The organism is Agathobaculum sp. (assembly GCF_022775115.1).
GTDB lineage: Bacteria > Bacillota > Clostridia > Oscillospirales > Butyricicoccaceae > Agathobaculum.
Genome location: NZ_JALFLA010000087.1, coordinates 1 through 21201 on the forward strand (window position 1 = coordinate 1; position 21201 = coordinate 21201).

Consider the following 21201-nt stretch of genomic DNA (forward strand, 5'->3'; position numbering starts at 1 on the left):
GCGCGAATAAATACCGTGCGCCGCGAACAACGCAACGTTCTTTTCATCCAGATAGTGCGGCAGCGCGTCGATCGTCGACTTAAGATTGCGCAGGCCGCGCTTTTCCGCCTCGTCCACCCATGCGTCATCATAACCGTTGCCATTGAAGATGATGCGCTTGTGCGCCTTCAGCTCCCGCTTGACCAGCGCGGTGAGCGCGGCGGGGAAGTCCTCCGCGCCTTCCAGCTCGTCGGCAAACAGGCGCAGCGATTCGGCAACCGCCGTATTCAGCATGATGTTCGGGCAGGCGATGTTGACCGAGGAGCCGAGCGAGCGGAACTCAAACTTGTTACCGGTGAAGGCAAAGGGCGAGGTGCGGTTGCGGTCGGTCGTATCCTTAGGAATGGCCGGCAGCACGGACGCACCGAGATCCATCTTGGTCTTACCCACGTCGGTGTAGTCCGCGCCGGTCTCGAGCGCGTCGATGATCGCCTGCAGCTCATCGCCGATGAACATGGAGATAATGGCCGGCGGCGCTTCGTTTGCACCCAGACGGTGGTCGTTGCCCGCCGAGGCGACCGAAATGCGCAGCAGATCCTGATATTCGTCGACCGCCTTGACCACCGCGGTCAAAAACAGCAGGAACTGCGCGTTTTCGCTCGGCGTTTTGCCCGGCTCGAGCAGATTTTCGCCCGCGTCGGTCGAGATAGACCAGTTGTTGTGCTTGCCCGAGCCGTTTACGCCGTCAAACGGCTTTTCATGCAGCAGGCAGACAAGATCGTGCTTCTGCGCAACGCGCTTCATGACCTCCATGGTCAGCTGGTTATGGTCGGTGGCGATATTGGTGGTGGTGAATACGGGCGCCATCTCATGCTGCGCGGGCGCGACCTCATTGTGCTTGGTCTTGGCGAAGATGCCGAGCTTCCACAGCTCCTCGTCCAGATCGGCCATAAACGCAGCCACGCGCGGGCGGATCGAACCGAAATAGTGATCCTCCATCTCCTGCCCCTTGGGCGGCCTTGCGCCGAACAGCGTGCGCCCGGTAAAAATCAAATCCTTGCGCTGCGCGTAGTCCTTCTGGTCAATTAGGAAATACTCCTGCTCCGGACCGACCGTGGTTGTCACGCGCTTGACATCCTTGCCGAACAGCGCGAGCACACGGCAGGCCTGCTTGCTGATCGCGTCCATCGAGCGCAGCAGGGGGGTCTTTTTGTCCAGTATCTCGCCGGTGTAGGAGCAGAACGCGGTCGGGATGTACAGCGATCCGTCCTTGACGAAGGCGTAGCTGGTCGGATCCCACGCGGTGTAGCCGCGCGCTTCAAAGGTGGCGCGCAGGCCGCCGGACGGGAATGAGGAGGCGTCCGGCTCGCCCTTGACCAGCTCCTTACCGGAAAACTCCATCATCACGCCGTCCTGCTCGGTCGGGGTGATGAACGAATCATGCTTTTCCGCGGTGATGCCGGTCATCGGCTGGAACCAGTGCGTGTAGTGCGTCGCACCCTTGGAGATCGCCCAGTCCTTCATCGCGCTCGCCACAACAGCGGCAACATCCGGGTCGATCGCGGTGCCTTCCCGCATGGTTTTTTGCAGCTTCTTGTAAACATCCTTGGGCAGGCGTTCCTTCATGACGGCCTCGTTAAAGACCATGCTGCCGAAGAGCGCGGGGACATTCCTTGCTGTGCTCATGAATGATTCGCTCCTTTACTTATGTGAATTTTATTGACAACAAAGTTTATAAAATAAAACAAGCGCTGCGGGTTGTGTTCCCACAGCGCCTTTGCTGTTAACACTTTGCATTATATCCATCCTCTCTTTGCTTGTCAAGTTCAAATGGCGTGTTTTTTCCCGTTTTGGCGGATTTGTTGCAAGATACTGAATTTCCGGCCGCTCAGCCGAATGCTTTCTATGCATTTTGCAAGAATCCGCAAATATATTATCTTTTTGCTTGACGCTTACCCACCCGCGCTATACAATGTGAACAGGACAAAGGCGTCCGCCGCAGCCAAGGATTTGGTTTTCCGATCCTCGGCTGCGGCGGGCGCCTTTTTATTTTGTTCCGTTTCCATCGCCCTGAAACGGGCGCTGCATCAGCGCGACACATAAGGAGGAAGCATCATGTTGCAAAAAGAAGGTCAAATCCGCATCCCCGCAGGCTGCGCGATCTCCGGCATCTTCCATAAGGACGGCACGCGGGAGAACGGCACGCGCATCATCGACTCCATCCGCACCATGCACGACCGCTCCAACGGCCTCGGCGGCGGCTTTGCGGGCTACGGCATCTATCCCGAATACGCCGATTACTACGCCTTTCACGTTTTTTATGATACGCAGACGGCCAAGGATACCTGCGAAAAGGAGCTTGAGCGGCATTTTGACATTGTAAACCTCTCCAAGATACCGACCCACCGCCACCCGCGCATTACCGACGAGCCGATGATCTGGCGCTACTTTGTCTCGCCGCTCAACACCAAGCTGACCGCCAGCCAGCTCGACGAGCGCGAATACGTCTCCCGCTTTGTCATCCGCATCAATCACACGCTGGATGGGGCATACATCTTCTCCTCCGGCAAGAACATGGGCGTATTCAAGGCCAATGGCTTCCCCGAGGACGTGGGCGAATATTACAAGCTGGAAGAGTATGAGGCCTACTCGTGGACCTGTCATGGCCGCTATCCCACCAATACCCCCGGCTGGTGGGGCGGCGCGCATCCGTTCGCGCTGCTCGACACAACGGTCGTGCACAACGGCGAGATATCCTCCTACGACGCCAACCGCCGCTTTATTGAAATGTTCGGCTACTCCTGCGATTTGCTGACCGACACCGAGGTCATCACCTACATTGTCGATTATCTGGGGCGCAAGCTCGGCCTGACCTATGACGAGATCGCAAACGTGATAGCCGCGCCGTTCTGGTCGACCATTGAAAAGCAGGAGACTGCCGAGCGCGAGCGCCTGACCTATCTGCGCAATGCGTTCGCATCGCTGCTGGTCACCGGCCCGTTTTCCATTCTGGTCGGCTTTGAGGGCGGTCTGATGGCGCTCAACGACCGTCTCAAGCTGCGCTCGATGGTCGTGGGAGAAAAGGATAAGACCGTATACATCGCCTCTGAAGAATGCGCGATCCGCGTCATCGAGCCGACGCTCGACGCGATCTGGGCGCCGCGCGGCGGTGAGGCGGTCATCGTAGGTTTGAGCAAGGGAGGAAACCGGTAATGGCTATTGATTTCTTGTATCCGCAGTATGAGGTCGCGCGCAATTACGACCGCTGCATTTCCTGCCGCGCGTGTGAGCGGCAGTGCGCCAACGAGGTGCACTTTTACGACCCCGAGTTTCAGAAAATGATGGCCGACGAGTCCAAGTGTGTCAACTGCCACCGCTGCGTGTCGCTTTGCCCGACGCGCGCGCTCAAGATCGTCAAGACCGACCACACCTTCAAGGAGAATGCCAACTGGACGGGCAAGGCCATCTCCGAGGTCTACCGTCAGGCCGGCTCGGGCGGCGTGCTGCTCTCCTCTATGGGCAACCCCGAGCCTTACCCCATCTATTGGGATAAGATTCTCATCAACGCCTCGCAGGTCACAAACCCATCCATCGACCCGCTGCGCGAGCCGATGGAGACACGCACCTTTCTCGGCAAGAAGCCGGGCAAGATCGAGCGTGATGCCAATGGCAAGCTCGTCCCCAACCTGTCGCCCCAGCTTGCGCTGAACGTGCCGGTCATGTTCTCAGCGATGAGCTACGGCTCGATCTCCTACAACGCGCATGAGTCGCTCGCCCGCGCCGCATGCGCGCTCGGCACCTTCTACAACACCGGCGAGGGTGGCCTGCACGCGGACTTTTACCAGTACGGCGCGCACACCATCGTGCAGGTGGCCTCCGGCCGCTTTGGCGTCCATCAGGACTATCTGGAGGCGGGCGCGGCCATCGAGATCAAGATGGGACAGGGCGCAAAGCCCGGCATCGGCGGCCACCTGCCCGGCCTGAAGGTCGGCCCGGATATCTCCAAGACGCGCATGATCCCGGAGGGCACGGACGCGATCTCCCCCGCTCCGCACCACGATATCTACTCCATCGAGGATCTGCGGCAGCTCGTATTCTCGCTCAAGGAGGCGACCGGCTACAAAAAGCCTGTCATGGTCAAAATCGCGGCAGTACACAACGTCGCGGCCATCGCCTCGGGCGTTGCCCGCTCGGGCGCGGATGTCATCTGCATCGACGGCTACCGCGGCGGCACGGGCGCGGCACCCACCCGCATCCGCGACAATGTCGGCATTCCGATCGAGCTTGCACTCGCCGCTGTTGACCAACGCCTGCGCGACGAAGGCATCCGCGATCAGGTCTCGATCGTGGTCGGCGGCTCGATCCGCAACGCGGCCGATCTGGTCAAGGCCATCGCGCTCGGCGCGGATGCCTGCTACATCGCCACCTCTGCCCTGCTCGCGCTCGGCTGCCACCTGTGCCGCTCCTGCCACGCCGGCAAGTGCAACTGGGGCATCGCCACCCAGCGCCCCGACCTTGTCAAGCGGCTCAATCCAGATATCGGCTCGCAGCGTTTGATCAATCTGGTCACCGCATGGGATCACGAGCTGAAGGAGATGATGGGCGGCATGGGCATCAACTCGATCGAAGCCCTGCGCGGCAACCGGCTGATGCTGCGCGGCATTGGCCTGAACGACCGCGAGCTTTCCATCCTCGGCATCAGGCACGCGGGCGAATAAGGAGGGTAAAGCGACATGAAACGTGTTTACGTCAACGAAAAATGGTGTCTCGGCTGCCATTTGTGCGAATATTACTGCGCGTTTGCCAACTCCGGCAAATCGTCCATGGTCAAGGCGCTCAAGGATCACAAGATCGCGCCCCGCATCCGCATTGAGGAACGCAACAACATCTCCTTTGCGGTCTCCTGCCGCCACTGCGAGGACCCGCTGTGTGTCAAGGGCTGCATCTCGGGCGCGCTGACCATTGTGGAGGGCGCGGTGCATATCGACTCGGAGCAGTGCGTCGGCTGCTACACCTGCATCCTGTCCTGCCCCTACGGCGCGCTGTACACCTCGCACGAAGGCGCGGTGCAGAAATGTGAGCTTTGCCTGAAAAATGAGTGCGGCCAGCCCATGTGTGTGCAGGGCTGCCCGAATAAGGCAATCGTCTACGAGGAGAGGTGAGCAACCATGAATTATGTTATCATTGGCAACGGCACCGCCGCCATCGGCGTGATTGAGGGCATCCGCGTCGTCGATAAGCACAGCCCGATCACCGTGATCTCCGACGAGGTCTATCCGGTTTACGGCCGCCCGCTGATCTCCTATCTGCTGCTGGGCGAAACGACCGAGCAACGTATGCTGCACTACCGCCCGGCGGACTTTTATGAAAAGAACAACGTCAAGACCCTATTCGGCCGGACGGCCTTGTCCATCAACACCGCCGGCAAGACTGTTTCTCTTGAGGGCGGCGAGAGCGTGCCCTACGACAAGCTGTGCATCTGCACCGGCTCGCGCCCTTTCGTGCCGCCGACAGAGGGCTTGGAGACCGTCAAGAACAAAACCAGCTTTATGACGCTGGATGACGCCAAGCGCCTTGATGCTTTGCTCGGCGACAAAAATGACAAGCGCGTGCTCATCATCGGCGCGGGACTGATCGGCCTGAAATGCGCCGAGGGCATCCACCGGCGTGTGTCCGCGCTGACCGTTATCGATCTGGCGCCGCGTATCCTGCCCAATGTGCTGACCGACGCGCCCGCCGCCATCATCCAGCGGCACATGGAAAGCAAGGGCGTCCAATTCATACTGGGCGACTCGGCCGCGCGGCTAACGCCAGACAGCGCCATCCTGCAAAGCGGCAAGGTGGTCGATTTTGATATTCTGGTCGTCGCCGTCGGCGTGCGCCCGAACACCGAGCTTGCCGCCGCGGCTGGCTGCACGGTCGAGCGCGGTATCCTGATCGACGACCACGCCGCCACCTCAGTGGCCGACATTTACGCCGCAGGCGACTGCACGGTATCGCACGACATCGCCTCCGATACCGACCGCATCCTCGCCATCCTGCCCAACGCCTATTTGCAGGGCGAGACGGCAGGCATGAACATGGCCGGCGGCGACCGCGCGTTTACCAAGGCCATCCCGATGAACGCCTCGGGCTTTATGGGGCTGCACATGGTCACCGCCGGCTCGTACGAGGGCGAGCAGTACCTTGAGCATGATGCGGACAGCTACAAGCTGCTCGTCACCCGGGACAACCGTCTGGTCGGCTTCATTCTGATCGGCGAGGTCGACCGCGCGGGCATTTACACCTCGCTCATCCGCGAGCAGACCCCGCTCGACACCATCGACTTCGCACTCATCCGCGAAAAGCCGCAGTTGATGGCGTTCTCCCACGCCGAGCGCGCAAAACAGTTAGGAGGGGCACACTGATGACTACTGTACAGGCAGGTCTTACCTATTATAAACAAGTCAACGAGGATATCCGCGCCGTTGCCGACAGCGAGATAACCGTCGAGAATGTCCTCGGCCAGCGCTACATCGGCTGCGGCTCGGCGGATAAAAAAATCACCATCCGCGGCACACCGGGCAACGGACTTGGGCAGTATCTAAACGGCTCGACGCTCGAGGTGTTCGGCAACGCGCAGGAAGCCGTCGGCGACACGATGAACGACGGCGATATCATCATCCACGGCAACGTGGGCGACGCCTGCGGCTACGGTATGCGCGGCGGGCGCATCTTCATCCAAGGCGACTGCGGCTACCGCGGCGGCATTCACATGAAGGCCTATCAGGATCACTTCCCCGTCGTTGTCATCGGCGGCAAAGCAGGCTCATTTCTTGGCGAGTATCAAGCCGGGGGGCTGATACTCGTGCTCGGCCTTGGTCAAGATGGTGCGTATCCCGCCAGTAATTTTTGCGGCACGGGTATGCACGGCGGCAAAATTGTGTTAAGATGTGATAAAGCGCCGGGCGGCCTGCCGCCGCAGGTGCTGGTGCGCGCCGCCTTAGCGGATGATCTGGACGAGATCGCCCCCTATATTACGGCATACTGCGGCTTTTTCGGCGGCGATCCCGCCGCATTGCAGGCGCAGCAATATTATGTGCTCACCCCCAACCCCGCAGCAGGCTATAAACAGCTTTACACCTATGAAGACTGATGCTTCATCCCCATATTGTTAGGAGGACGGCTTTATGGACACCACCATGAGCGAGGTCGTACAATTTATTGAGGAGAACGACGTGAAGTTCATCCGGCTGGCATTTTGCGATATCTTCGGCAATCAGAAGAACATCGCCATTCAGCCGGCCGAGCTGTCCCGTGCGTTTGACCAAGGCATTCATTTCAACGCCTCGGCGCTGCGCGGCTTTCTCAACGTTGATGTGTCCGACCTACTGCTTTTCCCCGATCCGTCCACGCTTTCCGTGCTGCCGTGGCGGCCCGCGCAGGGGCGCGTGGTGCGGTTCTACTGCGATATCAAATACCCTGACGGAACGTACTTTGAGGGCGACGGCCGTCATCTGCTGCGGCAGGCCAGCCGCCGCGCGCGGCAGGCGGGCTACTCGCTCACCATGGGTACGGCAAGCGAGTTTTATCTGTTCGAGCTGGATGAGCACGGCCACCCGACCACCATCCCGCACGACCACGGCGGATATTTCGACGTTGCCCCGCTCGATAAGGCGGAAAACGTGCGCCGCCAGATCTGCCTGACACTGGAGGAGATGGGTATCCAGCCCGAATCCTCCCACCACGAGCAAGGCCCCGGCCAGAACGAGGTCGATTTCCGTTACGCGGAGGCGCTTGAGGCCGCGGACAACTTCGTCACGTTCAAGTGGGTCGTCAAGACCATGGCCGCCTCGAGCGGCCTGCATGCCTCCTTCCTGCCCAAGCCCCTGCCGGACGCGCCGGGCAGCGGACTGCACCTGTCGGTCTCGATTCTGCGCGAGGGACGCAACCTCTTTCACCCCACGCTCGCGGACTCTGCCGACGGCCGGTGCTTTATTGCCGGTGTGCTGCGCCGCGCGGCTGAAATGACCCTGTTCGGCAATCCGCTGACCAATTCCTACCAGCGCCTGGGCGAGTTTGAAGCGCCCAAGTATATCACTTGGTCGCACCGTAACCGCTCGCCGCTCATCACTGTGCCGCTGGCCGACGGCGTGCGCGCAAACCGGATGAAGCTGCGCGCGTTCGACGGCTGCATCAACCCGTATATCGTCTTCTCGCTGCTCATCCATGCCGGTCTTGACGGCATTGAGCAGCAGCTCCCCCTGCCGGCGGCGTGCGATGACAACCTGTTCACCGCGCCCACCGATGTGCGCGCGCGCTACGCCGCGCTGCCCGGTACGCTGTGCGAAGCCATCGCCTGCGCCCGGCAGAGCGACTTTATCCGCCGCTGCCTGCCTGACAAGGCGCTGCGCGCATTCTTTCTGTCCAAACAGGCCGAGCATGACCAGATCGCCGCGGCGGAGGACCGCATCACAGCCGAGCACGCACTCTACTTTGAGCGCTACTGAAGCCCACCAGCTGCCGAAAAGGAGGGGGAAACCGTTTGGAGCACATTCTGATCGTATCAGCAACCGCCAAATCGCTGGCTATGCTGACCCAGTTTCTCTCCTCCTGCGCGGTACAGGCGCAGATCGCCACGGCCACCTCCTGCGCTGAGGCGCGCCGCACTCTGCTTGACACGGATTACGACCTGCTGCTTGTCAACGCACCTCTGCCCGATGAGTTCGGCCACGAGCTGGCGCAGACCGCCGCGCAGGACACGCTCGCGGGCGTCATCCTGCTGGCCAAGACTGACATCGCCGATGCCGTTTCCGAAAAGGTGGAGGACGGCGGCGTGATCGTCGTGCCCAAGCCGCTCTCCCGCACGCTGTTCTTGCAGGCGCTGCGCATGATCCGTGCTTCCCGCGCACGGCTGGCCGGGCTGCAAAAGGAAAACCGCCAGCTGCAAAAGCGCATCGAGGATATCCGCCTTGTCGACCGCGCCAAATGCCTGCTGATCGAATGCTGCGCGATGACCGAGCCGGAGGCGCACCGCTATATCGAGAGGCAGGCCATGGAGCAGCGCCTGACTAAGCGCGAGGTGGCCGAGCGCATCCTCAGCGGCGGGCTGCCCGGCTGAACGCCGCCCGCCGGACGGCGGGAAAAATTTTTGCACTTTTTTGAAATGGATAGAGAAATCCTCGACAAATTATGATATACTGAATGGTGTATGGGCTGCCGCGCCGCGCGTGTCCGCTCATGCGCCATTTTCGTTATCGTTTTTTAAGGAGGGAAAACCGTGAAGCTGTCCTTCACCAAGATGCACGGCTGCGGCAACAATTATCTCTACTTCAACTGCTTTGAGCAGACCGTATCCGATCCCGAAGCCCTTTCTATCCGCCTGAGCGAGCCGCATTTCGGCATCGGCAGCGACGGTATCATCCTCATTTCCCCTTCCGACAAGGCCGATGCGCAAATGCGTATCTTCAACGCCGACGGCTCGGAAGGACGGATGTGCGGCAACGGCATCCGCTGCGTGGGCAAATACCTATATGACAACGGCATGGTCGGCGGACGGACGACGATCACGGTGGACACGCTCTCCGGGGTCAAAACGCTCACGCTGTCGGTAAAGGACGGCCGGATGGAGACCGCCCGCGTCGATATGGGCGCGGCCATTCTCACTCCGCGGGATATCCCGGCCGCGCTGGACGGCGAGCGCGCGATCGGCGTGCCGCTCGTCGTGGATGAAACGGTGTACCACATCACCTGCGTATCCATGGGCAACCCGCACTGCGTCGTCTTTCTTGAGGAGGATATCGACCAGCTCGACCTGCCGCGCATCGGCCCGAAGTTTGAGCATAACGCGCTGTTTCCCGAGCGGGTCAACACTGAATTTGTCAATATCCTGCCTGACGGCAGCTTGAAAATGCGCGTTTGGGAGCGCGGCAGCGGAGAGACATGGGCCTGCGGCACAGGCGCCTGCGCTGTCGGCGTGGCCGCCTGTCTGACCGGGCGCGCGCGCATGAACGAGGATATCACCGTCCATCTGCGCGGCGGCGATCTAACGGTACAATACACCGACGAGACCGTGTTCATGACAGGCGCGGCAACGACTGTATGTAAAGGGGAAGTGGAGATATGACCAAGTACATCTTTGTGACCGGCGGCGTGGTTTCCGGTCTCGGCAAGGGGATCACGGCGGCTTCGCTCGGCCGTCTGCTCAAAAGCCGCGGCCTAAAGGTGGCCGCGCAAAAGCTCGATCCCTATATCAACGTCGATCCCGGTACGATGAGCCCGTTTCAGCACGGCGAGGTTTATGTGACCGACGACGGCGCCGAGACCGACCTTGACCTCGGTCATTATGAGCGCTTTATCGACGAGGATCTGAACAAATTTTCCAACCTAACCACCGGCAAGGTATATTGGAACGTGCTCAACAAGGAGCGCGCGGGCGAATATCTGGGCGAGACCGTGCAGGTCATCCCTCATATCACCAACGAGATCAAGTCGTTCATCTACTCGGTCGGCAAAAAAACCTCGGCCGATGTGGTCATCACCGAGATCGGCGGCACAACGGGCGATATCGAGTCCCAGCCCTTCCTGGAGGCTATCCGGCAGGTAGCCAGCGAGGTCGGCCGGCGCAACTGCCTGTTCATCCATGTCACGCTCGTGCCGTTCATCTCCGGCTCGAACGAGCCGAAGTCCAAGCCCACGCAGCACTCGGTCAAGGAGCTGCGCGGCCTTGGCATTTCCCCGGACATCATCGTCGCCCGCGTCGACCAGCCGATGGACGACGAAATCAAGCGCAAGATCGCCATGTTCTGCACCGTGGCCGAGGACTGCGTGATCGAAAACCGCACGCTGCCCGTGCTGTATCAGGCGCCGCTGATGCTTGAGGAAAGCCACCTGTCCGATATCGTCTGCCGCGAGCTGTCCATCGGCGCGGGCAAGGGCGATATGAGCGAGTGGATCGCCATGCTTGAGCGCATTGCCGCCCGTAAAGAGCATGTCAAGATCGCACTCGTCGGCAAATATGTCAAGCTGCACGACGCCTACCTCTCGGTTGCCGAGGCCTTGCAGCACGGCGGCTATGAGAACGAGTGTTTTGTCGATATCGACTGGGTTGACTCCGAAGAGATCAACGACTCGACTGCGGACAAGCTGCTCGGCGAGGTCGATGGCATCATCCTGCCCGGCGGCTTCGGCCCGCGCGGCGTGGAGGGCATGATCTGCGCGGCCAATTACGCGCGCACGCAGGGCATCCCGTATTTCGGCATCTGTCTGGGCATGCAGATCGCGGTGATGAGCTATGCGCGCAACGTGCTCGGCTTTGAGGATGCGAACTCGGCCGAGTTCGACCCCGATTCGACCCACCCGGTCATCGACCTGATGGAAAGCCAGCAGGGCATCTCCAAAAAAGGCGGCACGATGCGTCTTGGCGCATATCCGTGCAAGGTGCGCCCCGGTACGATCATGGCCGACTCCTACCAGCAGGAGATGATCTCCGAGCGCCACCGCCACCGCTATGAGTTCAACAACAGCTTCCGTGAGGAGATTGAGCGGCACGGTATGCTGATTACCGGCACCTCGCCCACCGGCGAGCTGGTCGAAACCGTTGAAATACCCGCGCACCCGTTCTATATCGGCGTGCAGTTCCATCCTGAGTTCAAATCCCGTCCAAACCGGGCGCATCCGCTGTTCAAGGCGTTTGTTGCCGCATCGCTGAAAAGGAGCAAACAACATGCAGATCAACACTAATTTTGACAACATCGCACAGAGCTACCTGTTCTCGACCGTCGCCAAAAAGCAGCGAGAGTTTCAGGCCGCCCACCCGGAGGCCGACGTCATCAAGCTGTCCATCGGCGACGTGACCCGCCCGCTCGTGCCCGCCGTCATTGACGCGCTGCACACAGCAGTTACCGAGCAGTCCCAGCAGGAAACCTTCCACGGCTACGGTGACGAGCAGGGCTACGGCTTCCTGCACGAAGCGCTGCAAGGCTATTACCGCGCGACCCACGGTGTCGCGCTTGATGCGGACGAGATCTTCATCTCGGACGGCGCAAAGAGCGACCTTGGCAACATCCTCGACCTATTCAGCGCGGACAATACCGTGCTCGTGCCCGACCCGGTCTATCCGGTTTATGTAGACACCAACGTCATGGCCGGCCGCCGCGTCATCTTTGCCGACGCCAATGAGGGCAACGGCTTTCTGCCGCTGCCGGATGCGTCGGTCTCGTGCGACGTGATCTACATCTGCTCACCCAACAACCCGACCGGCGCAGCCTACGACCGCGCGGGTCTCAAAGCATGGATGGACTATGCCAACGCGCAGGGCGCTGTCATCCTGTTTGACGCGGCGTATGAATGCTTCATTGAGGACACGAGCCTGCCCCGCTCAATCTACGAGATCGAGGGCGCGCGGACATGTGCGATCGAGTTCTGCTCCTTCTCCAAAATGGCGGGTTTTACCGGCACGCGCTGCGGCTGGACGATCGTGCCCAAGGCGCTGCTTGACGGCAAGCTGAACAAGATGTGGCTGCGCCGCCAGACGACCAAGTTCAATGGTGTGCCCTACATCGTGCAGCGGGGCGCGGCGGCCTGCTTCACCGAGGCAGGACAAAAGCAGCTCACGGAGACGCTGAGCTACTACAAGCAGAATGCCAAGGTGCTCGCCGCCACGCTTGACGCGCTCGGCATCTGGTACACCGGCGGCAAAAACAGCCCGTATCTCTGGCTCAAGTGCCCGAACGGCATGGATAGCTGGACTTTCTTTGACTACCTGCTCGAAAATGCCCACATCGTCGGCACGCCCGGCGCGGGCTTTGGCAAGAACGGCGACGGCTTCTTCCGCCTGACTGCCTTCGGTGACCAGCAGCGCACGCTGGAAGCCGCCGAGCGGCTGAAAAAGCTGCTCGGCAAATAAGTTCTCAAAGGGCTGTCCCTACGCGGATAGCCCTTTTTATAAGGGAGGTGTGTTGGGTTGGGCATTCTGTTTACCAAGCGCTGCGTGCTCTGCGGCAAGCTGCTCTCGACCGCGGATGATGGCCAAACTGCCATGCTGTGCCGCGCCTGTGCCGCCGAGATACGGAACAGCTACCGCTGCCCCGGCCATGTGCAGGTCAAAGGCGCGGATGAAGCTGCCGCCGCGCTGTACTATACAGGAGCGGTCAAAAGCGCGATGCACCGGCTGAAGTTCCGTCATATGCCGCACTATGCGGACTGGTTCGCGGCACAGACCGCTCCGCTGCTCGCTGCGCGGCTGGATGAATGGAAGCCCGATCTGGTCACCTTTGCGCCAATCGGTCGACTGCACCTGTACCAGCGCGGGTACAACCAAGCCGAGCTGCTCGCCCGCGCAATCGCACAGCTGCTTGCCCTGCCTTGCGCACCCACGCTGCGCAAGCGCAATTTTGCGCCCAAGCAGTCTGCGCAGCAGAGCGCTGAGGCGCGCTGGGTCAACGCTGACCGGTCGTTTCTGCCACGCAAAAACACAGACCTGACTGGTAAGTCAGTCATTTTCGTCGACGATATCATCACCACCGGCGCGACGGCTGCGGCCGCTGTCCATCTTCTGCGGCAAATGGGCGCGGCGCGGGTCTATGTGCTCGCACCGACCAAGGTGCCCCGCGGATAGGCGGCGGCTTTTTCAGCCACCTGCCTGTCCGACCGGCCGGTCTTCCCTCAGCCGATTCGCTGTTTAATGTGCCCGGCAAACTTATCCGAGAAATTTGTAAAAAAACGCTTGACTTTCTGCCATCCTCTTGCTATAATAATATTCGCGCTGATGAGTTAGCGCAAACAAAAAAATAAGACATGCGGCTGTAGCTCATCTGGTAGAGCGCCACCTTGCCAAGGTGGAGGTAGCGAGTTCGAGCCTCGTCAGCCGCTCCAACAAAAAGCACTATCGAAACGATAGTGCTTTTTATATTTTCCCTGCACATTAGGCTGCGGCGGTCATCATCCTGGTTTTCCGTCCGCTTTCTCTTGCAGATGCAACTGCTTGGCCAGCCGATCATAAAAGCCAACCACCCCTTGGTTGTCCCCCCGCATCAAAAACGTATACTGGTGCCGACCAAAGTCAAGCGTGCACCGCAGGATGTCCTCATACTGCTCTTCCTCTTGCACACGGATCGCATGGATATTTCCCAGTGGAATATAGGTGAACTCATAGCTGAACTCATTCTTCTTTGCCCTTTTTTCCTCTTTGCCGCGCCGAATCAGAATCAACTCCTCATGGTTGACCATATGCAGCATGCTTGGCATCGTACGAAGAGACAGCGGATGCACAATCTTTTGCAGCCAATCCCTCCCCGCCGATGCAAGCGGCGCTTCGGGCTGAAATGCACCCACACGCGCAGTTTCCCCCTCGCCTTCCATGTCCCGCAGCAGATTGATGAACAGCACATCCAAGTCGGGTATGTCCTTCGGGTCGCCCACGCAGAGCACCGCCGATGTGATGTGGCGCGCCGTCTGATACCGCGCACGGATGATCGAGACAAAGCGCTGCATGATCGACATAGAGACCGTGTTGAATGGAATACACACCTCACCCTTTGCCGTGTACAGCATCAAATTCCCCTGCAGGAAGTACCGGTACAGCGCAAGCCCCTCGATCTCCCGATACAGCACCTCGGTTCGCTGCACGGCCGCTTCGTGCCGCTTAAGCAGCACGACCCGCTCCTCATACGCCCCGACAACATAATCATACAGCTCCATGTCTGGCGTTGCCCTTCTTCTCTCGATATCCCGCGGGATCTTGAGAAGCATCAGGGCATCGGCCCGCTCCCGCACATAGGGCGCGAACAGGCGTGGAAGCGGATGCTCCCCATCAACCTCATATATCCACGGCCCAAACGCATCGTATTCCGAAATCGCCATAAAATCCCCCTCTCTTTCCGCGATACGCGCGCATTGCTGCTTTTTTGAGCCGCACCCCGGTCTCCCCTTGTGATGCGTTTATATGCTCATGGGCGCATTCCCGGTGTCTGCCGGCCGGCTGCTCAGCCGACCGAGCAGCTTTTCAAACTGTACCCCGTGCATCGGGTCAGTCTGCTGCGCTGCTGTGTACGCGATGCAGTCCTTGACAAATGCACCGGCGTGCGTACAGGCATCGGCCAGCTTACCGCCATTTAACAGCGCAGCCAGCATGACCGCGGCAAACAGATCGCCCGTTCCCGGATAGTACCGGTCAATGCGTTGGTGAAGCGAGAGTGCGCCGCCCTCGTCCGACAAGCACCCCGTACCCACGCGCCCCTCCGCAAAGTCAAGTCCCGTCAGCACGACCTGCGCACCGTATGCTGCGCACAGCGCGTGTATCCACTCCCACGCCTCGTCCGGGCCGGACGGGCGGCTGGCCGGGTCGCGGCCGAGCAGGATGGCAGCCTCGGTCGTGTTAGGCGTGATGATATCCGCAGCCGCGCACAGCTCGCGCATACGCGCGCACAGCGCGGCTGTCAGCGTGGCATACACCCTTCCGTTGTCGCCCATGACGGGGTCGATCAGCACTATGCCCCCCGGCGCCTTGAGTCGCGCTGCCGCCTCACGCACACGGTCGATCTGCCCGACCGAGCTGAGAAAGCCCGCATAGACCGCCTCAAACCGCAGGCCGATGCGCTCGTATTGCTCAATCGTACCCTGCATCGCATCAGTCAAATCGGTCGTTACCCAGCCGGGTATGGCCATATGGCTGGAAAACACCGCCGTGGGCAGCGGCACACACTGATGTCCGGCCGCTGAGAGCACTGCAATGACTGGCACAAGCGACGAGCGCCCAAAGCCTGAAAGGTCGTGCAGCGCCAAAACCTTTTTTTGCATCCATCCTTCACATCCTTCGCAATTTGTTACCGGGCAATATGCTTGATTCGCTGCAAATCCCCGCTGCACAGCGCATCCATATTTCTGAATATCTTTTCCGCGTCCCAGTCCCACCATTTCAGGTCGAGCAGATACGCGATCAACGCTTCGTCAAAGCGTTTTCGGAGCACCCTGCACGGGTTGCCGCCGGCGACGCAGTACGGTGGAATGTCCTTGGTCACAACAGAACTTGCCGCTATGATCGCGCCGTCTCCAATGTGAACGCCGGGCATGACCGCTACATCCTGCCCGATCCAAACATCATTGCCAACAACCGTGTCCCCTTTTAGCGGGAGGTCTTCAAAGCGCGGTGTAAATTGCTCCCATCCACCGCCCATGATATTGAATGGATAGGTTGTCACGCTGTTCATCCTGTGGTTTGCACCACTCATAACAAATTCTATCCCCTTTGCTATGGCACAAAACCTGCCGATGATCAGCTTGTCTCCGAGAAACGCATAATGGTGTGTAACATAGTCTTGAAAGCGCTCCGCACCGTTTATATCGTCGTAATAAGTATATTCCCCGACGATGATATTCGGTCTGGTGATAACATTTTTGATAAACACCACTTGCTTGATGTTTTCGTTCGGATATATGCTATGCGGATCCAGCCCCAAGACCTCACCCCCTCCAAACTGCTTGCTTTTCCCGCTTCATTCTATCATAGATCGCGGCGCGCTGCAATGCTCGGTGAACGCGCAAGCCACCGTTCTCGGCTGACACAGCGGTGCAGGCGAATCTCCCTTGCTTTCCGATGGACACAATGGTAAAATAATGATAGAACCAATCTGTTTGCCAAAGGAGTATGTTCCATGCTGCACAAACGCATCCTTTCCATTTTGCTGCTGCTTAGCCTGCTGCTGCCCGCCGCCTCAGCCGCCCCCACGGAGACAAGTGAAATGCGCGGTGTCTGGGTTGCCAGCGTGTATAATATCGACTACCCCACCAAGCAGGGCATGACGGCCGAGGCGCTCCGGCGTGAAGCCGACACCATGCTCGACAACATCACCGCCATGGGGCTGAACACGGTCTTTTTGCAGGTGCGTCCCTCGGCGGACGCACTGTATACCTCCACCCTGTTCCCTTGGAGCCGGTACGTCAGCGGTACGGCCGGGAGCGCCCCGGACGGCGGCTTTGATCCGCTGGCCTACTGGATCGAGGGCGCGCACCGACGTGGTCTGGAGCTGCACGCATGGCTCAACCCCTACCGCATCACCAAGCAGGGCAAGAGCGAGCTCGATGCGCTGCCCGCGGACAGCCCTGCCAAGGCGCATCCCGAATGGGTGATCGAATATGAGGGTAACTATTATTTCGACCCCGGCCTGCCCGCCGTGCGGCAGCTTGTGGTCGATGGCGCTGCCGAGATCGTCCGCAGCTACGACGTTGACGGCATTCATCTTGACGATTACTTCTATCCCGGCGCAGACTTCAACGATGCGGCCACCTACGCCCGCTACGGCAAGGATTTTGCCGATATCGCGGACTGGCGGCGCGACAATGTCAACACCCTGATCGCCGCGCTGGACAAGACCCTGCACCAGCTTGACCCCACGTTGTCCTTTGGCGTCAGTCCCGCCGGTATCTGGGATAATAAGCAGAGCAATCCCCGCGGCAGCGACACCCGCGGCCGCTCATCCTACCGCGAGATCTACTGCGATCCGCTGGCGTGGATCGAGCAGGGCACGGTCGATTACATCTGCCCGCAGCTCTACTGGTCGATCGGCTTTGAAGCCGCCGATTTCAAGGTGCTGGTCGAATGGTGGCAGCGCGCGGTGCAAAACAGCGACGTAGCGCTTTATATCGGCACGGGCGCTTACCGCGCGGCCGAAGCCGCGCCCGGCGATGTGTGGTACGGCACGGACGAGCTGACACGCCAGCTTGACCTGATGGACGGTGCCTCCGGCGTGCAGGGCGCGGTGTACTTCAGTTATACCTCACTGCGCAGCATCCCCGGCTGTCCGGCCATGCTGGCCGACCGCTATGCCGCCCGCGACCGCGACCAGACAGACGATAACATACCTGAGACCGTCCGGAAGGACTCGCTGCTGGACATTTTCTCCCGCTTTATCGCCAGCCTGTTTTATTGACGAAACGCCTCTGTTGTCCAACAAAGCTGCCCGCTACGAATTTGACCCACAGGAGGATGAAAGGATGAATGATTTGATCGCACAGGCGGTGCGGGATATCCTGACCGTCTGCCACCCGCAGAAGATCTTGCTGTACAACGAAAAGCGCACACTGTCCACCGGCAAGCTCAAGGCGCTCAGCTTGTGTATCATCGTACCCAACGGCACCAACTGCCGCCAGCTGCGTACCAACCTCTATCTTGCCATCTCTGTCGATATATCGGTATCACTCAACGTGTATCCTGCCGACGAGTGGCAGACGCTGCTGTCCGAGCACTCCTCCTATGCGGCGTGGATCGCGCGGAAAGGTCAGGTGGTTTATGAGTCGGAGACGTAAAGGTGCGTCCGACAGCCATTTCTACTACGAATGGTTGGATAAGGCGCTGTGCGACCTGCAATGCGCCCGCCTTCTGCTGACCTATGGCGGCGATGCCTGCAACACTGCTTTCCACTGCCAGCAGGCGATTGAAAAGGCGCTCAAAGGCTACCTGCTGTTCCGCACCGGCAAGCATTTTGACGGCCACAACCTGACCTACCTCTGCCGGCAGGCCATCCGCCTGGATCCAGATGCTTTCACCGAATATCTGGACGAAAGCGCCGCACTGAACGACCTGTACATCGAAACGCGCTACCCCACCGACTTCCCCTTCGAGATCGACGAGCTGGAGATCCGGCGCTATCTGGATATGTCCGAGCGGATGTTCGCCGCCATTCGCCAACAGCTCTATGCCAGCGACCAGCCGTACACGGTCGAGCAATAGTCCGCGTGAAACAACAAAAGAACGCTGCCTTGCAGGATTTCCTCGAATCGAGCAAGGCAGCGTTTTTTCAGTCCAAATTTTTCTTTTTCAGCATAAACCATGCGAGGAAGCAGCCCCCGACCGAAATCAGCAGCGGAATCCACCAGAAGAAGCTGCCCGGCAGGCCACCGTCGATATTCATGCCGTAAAAACCGAATATGATGTTCGGAATGGTCATGATGATGGTCAGCACGGTCAAAACCTTCATGATAATATTCAGGTTGTTGGACACGACTGAGGCATACGCATCCATCGTACCGGACAAGATGCTGGAATAGATGCCGGCCATCTCGATCGCCTGCCGAATCTCGATCAGCGCGTCCTCAAGGATATCGCGGTCATCCTCGTACAACTTGAGCACCCGGCCGCGCAGCACCTTTTCCATCGTGACCTCATTGCCCTTGAGCGAAGCGGAAAAGTAAACCAGCGATTTGCTCAGGCCAAGCAGCTGGATCAGTTCCTCATTCTTCAGCGAATCATACAGGCGCTTTTCAATGCGCGAAAAGTCGCGTTCGATCATGCGCAGATTTTTGAGGAAACGCCCCGCTACGCGCAGCAATATCTGAAACACAAACCGGGTGCGCAGCGCGGTGTGCACGCCCTTGACCGCACCCTCCGCAATTGACCGCAGAATAACGCTGTCCTCCAAGCAGACAGTAATGACCGAGCTTTGCCCAACGACAATGCCCATCGGCAGCGTGCTGAACATCTGTCCGCCATCCTCGACCGAGTTTTTTTCGACCATCGGAATGTCGATGATCATCAACAGACGATCCTCCTCAGTTTCGACGCGGGAGCTTTCCTCCGGGTCAAGCGCCGCGCGGATGAACTCCTCCTCGACGTGCGCCGCGCGGGCGATCGCGTCGATCTCATCCGAGCTCGGCCGCACCATATTGACCCAGCACCCCTCGGTGAAGCCCTCCATCTCGGTGACGCGGCCATCGACCGTTTTGTAAAATTCAACCATATTGTACCGCCTTTCCGCAGCGGTATCAGATAGGAGCACCGCCGCGTGTTATTTTGTTTTGCTTACTTCGAGGGTCAGGACTCACGGCGATCACACTCCTTTTTTCATTTTATTATTTCACACCAAAACAGCCCTTTTCAGGGCTGTTTGCAATATGAGCTGATTTTTTTATCTATGATCCTTGTCAAAAATACGCATCAGCACGTCGAACGCGGCGTCGTCCGAGCCAAGTTCGCTCGACTGGGTCTGCACCGGGGCGGCAGGCTTGTCCTCCGCCGCGGCGGCGCTCGAAGCCTCCGTAAACAGACCGGCGCCCGCACCATGCGTATCCTGCCGGCCGTCCATGTTCAGCTTGGCCGAATTTGGCGCGCTGTCAAAGCCGGTCGCAATGACCACGACGCGAATCTCATCGTCCATCGTGTCATCAATAAACGCACCAAAAATGATGTGCGCATCGGGGTGCGCGGCCTGCTGCACCATCGTGGCCGCAGTCTCGACCTCGTCAAGTCCGATATCGTCCGAGCCAATGACCGAAACGATAACACCGCGTGCCATGTCGATCGAGGTCTCGAGCAGCGGGCTGGAAATCGCCATACGGGCGGCCTCTGCCGCCTTATCTTTCCCAGCAGCGCGGCCGGTGCCGATATGCGCGTAGCCCGCATCCTTCATGACCGAGGTAACGTCGGCAAAGTCCAGGTTGATGAAGCCCGGGACGGTGATAAGCTCGGAGATATTGGCGACCGCCTGACGGAGCACACCGTCCGCGATCTCAAATGCGTTCTTAAAGGTGATCTTCTGCTCGGAAACGTATTTCAGCCGTTCGTTCGGGATGATGACGAGCGAGTCCACATTTTTATTCAGCTCGTCGATGCCGCCGAGCGCCTGCTCGAGACGCTTTTTGCCCTCAAACGCAAACGGACGGGTGACAACGCCCACCGTCAGGATGCCCATTTCACGCGCGATCTGCGCCACGACCGGCGCTGCGCCCGTGCCGGTACCGCCGCCCATGCCGGCGGTGATGAACACCATGTTAGTACCCTGCAGCGCCGCAGCGATCTGATCCTTGCTCTCCTCGGCAGCCTTGCGGCCGATCTCCGGGTTGGCGCCCGCGCCCTGCCCCTTGGTCAGCTTTTCACCGATCTGGATCTTGGTACCGGCCTGAGAAAAGTGCAGCGCCTGCATATCCGTGTTGATCGAAACAAATTCAACACCCTGCACGCCACTTTCCACCATGCGGTTGACCGCGTTGCCGCCGCCGCCGCCGACGCCGATGACCTTAATATTTACCACGCCATCCAAGCCCTGTTCAAACTCAAAACCCATTGTTGCCATCCTCCGTTATGCTAAAAATCGTCTCGATTATTTTATTCCCAAATTTGAAGCCGGCAGCCGCCGCGCCGCGCTCCGGGCATACGTCCAGTATTATTTTAATTTTAACCCTTTTTGCCCTATTTTGCAACATAAATTAGTGAATTTTTCAAAATTGTATTGAAATTTTCTGTGCCATTCC

General features: G+C 59.3%; 20 protein-coding genes and 1 tRNA gene. 15 read left to right on the forward strand and 6 right to left on the reverse strand.

What is annotated here, in order from left to right:
* Positions 1-1665 (reverse strand): glutamine synthetase III family protein (locus MR935_RS10365; protein WP_290573277.1); only part of this gene is annotated, 1665 nt, incomplete at its 3' end.
* A gap of 429 nt (positions 1666-2094) precedes the next feature.
* Between MR935_RS10365 and MR935_RS10370 the strand changes: the two genes are divergently transcribed.
* From MR935_RS10370 to MR935_RS10425, 12 genes are all read left to right on the forward strand, one after another.
* Positions 2095-3192 carry a class II glutamine amidotransferase gene (locus MR935_RS10370; RefSeq protein WP_290573279.1) on the forward strand — a complete coding sequence of 366 codons (1098 nt, stop codon included), beginning with the start codon at positions 2095-2097 and terminating at the stop codon, positions 3190-3192.
* Positions 3192-4697 carry a glutamate synthase-related protein gene (locus tag MR935_RS10375; protein WP_290573280.1) on the forward strand — a complete coding sequence of 502 codons (1506 nt, stop codon included), beginning with the start codon at positions 3192-3194 and terminating at the stop codon, positions 4695-4697. The genes MR935_RS10370 and MR935_RS10375 overlap by 1 nt, the downstream gene beginning before the upstream one ends.
* A 15-nt stretch (positions 4698-4712) precedes the next feature.
* Positions 4713-5141: a 4Fe-4S dicluster domain-containing protein gene (locus tag MR935_RS10380; protein WP_290573281.1), complete on the forward strand. Its 429-nt coding sequence runs from the start codon at positions 4713-4715 to the stop codon at positions 5139-5141.
* Positions 5142-5147: 6 nt separating this feature from the next.
* Positions 5148-6386, forward strand: a complete 1239-nt coding sequence (locus MR935_RS10385) for an NAD(P)/FAD-dependent oxidoreductase (protein ID WP_290573282.1) — start codon at positions 5148-5150, stop codon at positions 6384-6386.
* Positions 6386-7114, forward strand: a complete 729-nt coding sequence (locus MR935_RS10390; protein ID WP_290573284.1) for a glutamate synthase — start codon at positions 6386-6388, stop codon at positions 7112-7114. Before MR935_RS10385 ends, MR935_RS10390 begins: the two co-directional genes overlap by 1 nt.
* 34 nt (positions 7115-7148) lie before the next feature.
* On the forward strand, positions 7149-8468 hold the full coding sequence (locus MR935_RS10395) for a glutamine synthetase family protein (protein WP_290573286.1): 1320 nt from the start codon (positions 7149-7151) through the stop codon (positions 8466-8468).
* Between the two features lie 35 nt (positions 8469-8503).
* Positions 8504-9079, forward strand: a complete 576-nt coding sequence (locus MR935_RS10400) for an ANTAR domain-containing response regulator (protein WP_290573288.1) — start codon at positions 8504-8506, stop codon at positions 9077-9079.
* Positions 9080-9238: 159 nt separating this feature from the next.
* Positions 9239-10084, forward strand: a complete 846-nt coding sequence (gene dapF, locus MR935_RS10405) for a diaminopimelate epimerase (protein WP_320767298.1) — start codon at positions 9239-9241, stop codon at positions 10082-10084.
* Positions 10081-11700, forward strand: a complete 1620-nt coding sequence (locus MR935_RS10410; protein WP_290573290.1) for a CTP synthase — start codon at positions 10081-10083, stop codon at positions 11698-11700. The genes dapF and MR935_RS10410 overlap by 4 nt, the downstream gene beginning before the upstream one ends.
* On the forward strand, positions 11684-12865 hold the full coding sequence (locus MR935_RS10415) for an LL-diaminopimelate aminotransferase (protein WP_290573292.1): 1182 nt from the start codon (positions 11684-11686) through the stop codon (positions 12863-12865). Before MR935_RS10410 ends, MR935_RS10415 begins: the two co-directional genes overlap by 17 nt.
* Positions 12866-12922: 57 nt before the next feature.
* A complete protein-coding gene (locus tag MR935_RS10420) occupies positions 12923-13576 on the forward strand; it encodes a ComF family protein (protein ID WP_290573294.1) in 654 nt (217 codons plus the stop codon).
* A 181-nt stretch (positions 13577-13757) separates the two neighbouring features.
* Positions 13758-13833, forward strand: a tRNA-Gly gene (locus MR935_RS10425).
* A 66-nt stretch (positions 13834-13899) separates the two neighbouring features.
* Here MR935_RS10425 and MR935_RS10430 read toward each other — a convergent pair.
* From MR935_RS10430 to MR935_RS10440, 3 genes are all read right to left on the reverse strand, one after another.
* A complete protein-coding gene (locus MR935_RS10430; RefSeq protein ID WP_290573296.1) occupies positions 13900-14820 on the reverse strand; it encodes a hypothetical protein in 921 nt (306 codons plus the stop codon).
* Between the two features lie 78 nt (positions 14821-14898).
* Positions 14899-15756 (reverse strand): PfkB family carbohydrate kinase, encoded by an 858-nt coding sequence (locus MR935_RS10435; RefSeq protein ID WP_290573298.1) that lies wholly within the window; start codon positions 15754-15756, stop codon positions 14899-14901.
* A gap of 26 nt (positions 15757-15782) precedes the next feature.
* Positions 15783-16415, reverse strand: a complete 633-nt coding sequence (locus MR935_RS10440; protein ID WP_290573300.1) for a Vat family streptogramin A O-acetyltransferase — start codon at positions 16413-16415, stop codon at positions 15783-15785.
* Between the two features lie 195 nt (positions 16416-16610).
* Between MR935_RS10440 and MR935_RS10445 the strand changes: the two genes are divergently transcribed.
* The 3 genes from MR935_RS10445 (at position 16611) to MR935_RS10455 (ending at position 18685) form a co-directional block, all read left to right on the forward strand.
* Positions 16611-17885, forward strand: a complete 1275-nt coding sequence (locus MR935_RS10445; protein ID WP_290573302.1) for a glycoside hydrolase family 10 protein — start codon at positions 16611-16613, stop codon at positions 17883-17885.
* Positions 17886-17949: 64 nt separating this feature from the next.
* A complete protein-coding gene (locus tag MR935_RS10450) occupies positions 17950-18261 on the forward strand; it encodes a hypothetical protein (protein WP_290573304.1) in 312 nt (103 codons plus the stop codon).
* Positions 18245-18685: a HEPN domain-containing protein gene (locus MR935_RS10455; protein ID WP_290573306.1), complete on the forward strand. Its 441-nt coding sequence runs from the start codon at positions 18245-18247 to the stop codon at positions 18683-18685. The genes MR935_RS10450 and MR935_RS10455 overlap by 17 nt, the downstream gene beginning before the upstream one ends.
* Positions 18686-18752: 67 nt before the next feature.
* Here the strand turns inward: MR935_RS10455 and MR935_RS10460 are convergent, their stop codons facing one another.
* Both MR935_RS10460 and ftsZ read right to left on the reverse strand, forming a co-directional pair.
* Entirely contained in the window at positions 18753-19691 is a 939-nt protein-coding gene (locus MR935_RS10460; protein ID WP_290573308.1) for a magnesium transporter CorA family protein, read from the reverse strand.
* 168 nt (positions 19692-19859) lie between these two features.
* Complete coding sequence (gene ftsZ, locus MR935_RS10465; RefSeq protein WP_290573359.1) at positions 19860-21014, reverse strand: cell division protein FtsZ; 1155 nt, start codon at positions 21012-21014, stop codon at positions 19860-19862.
* Positions 21015-21201 lie beyond the last annotated feature (187 nt).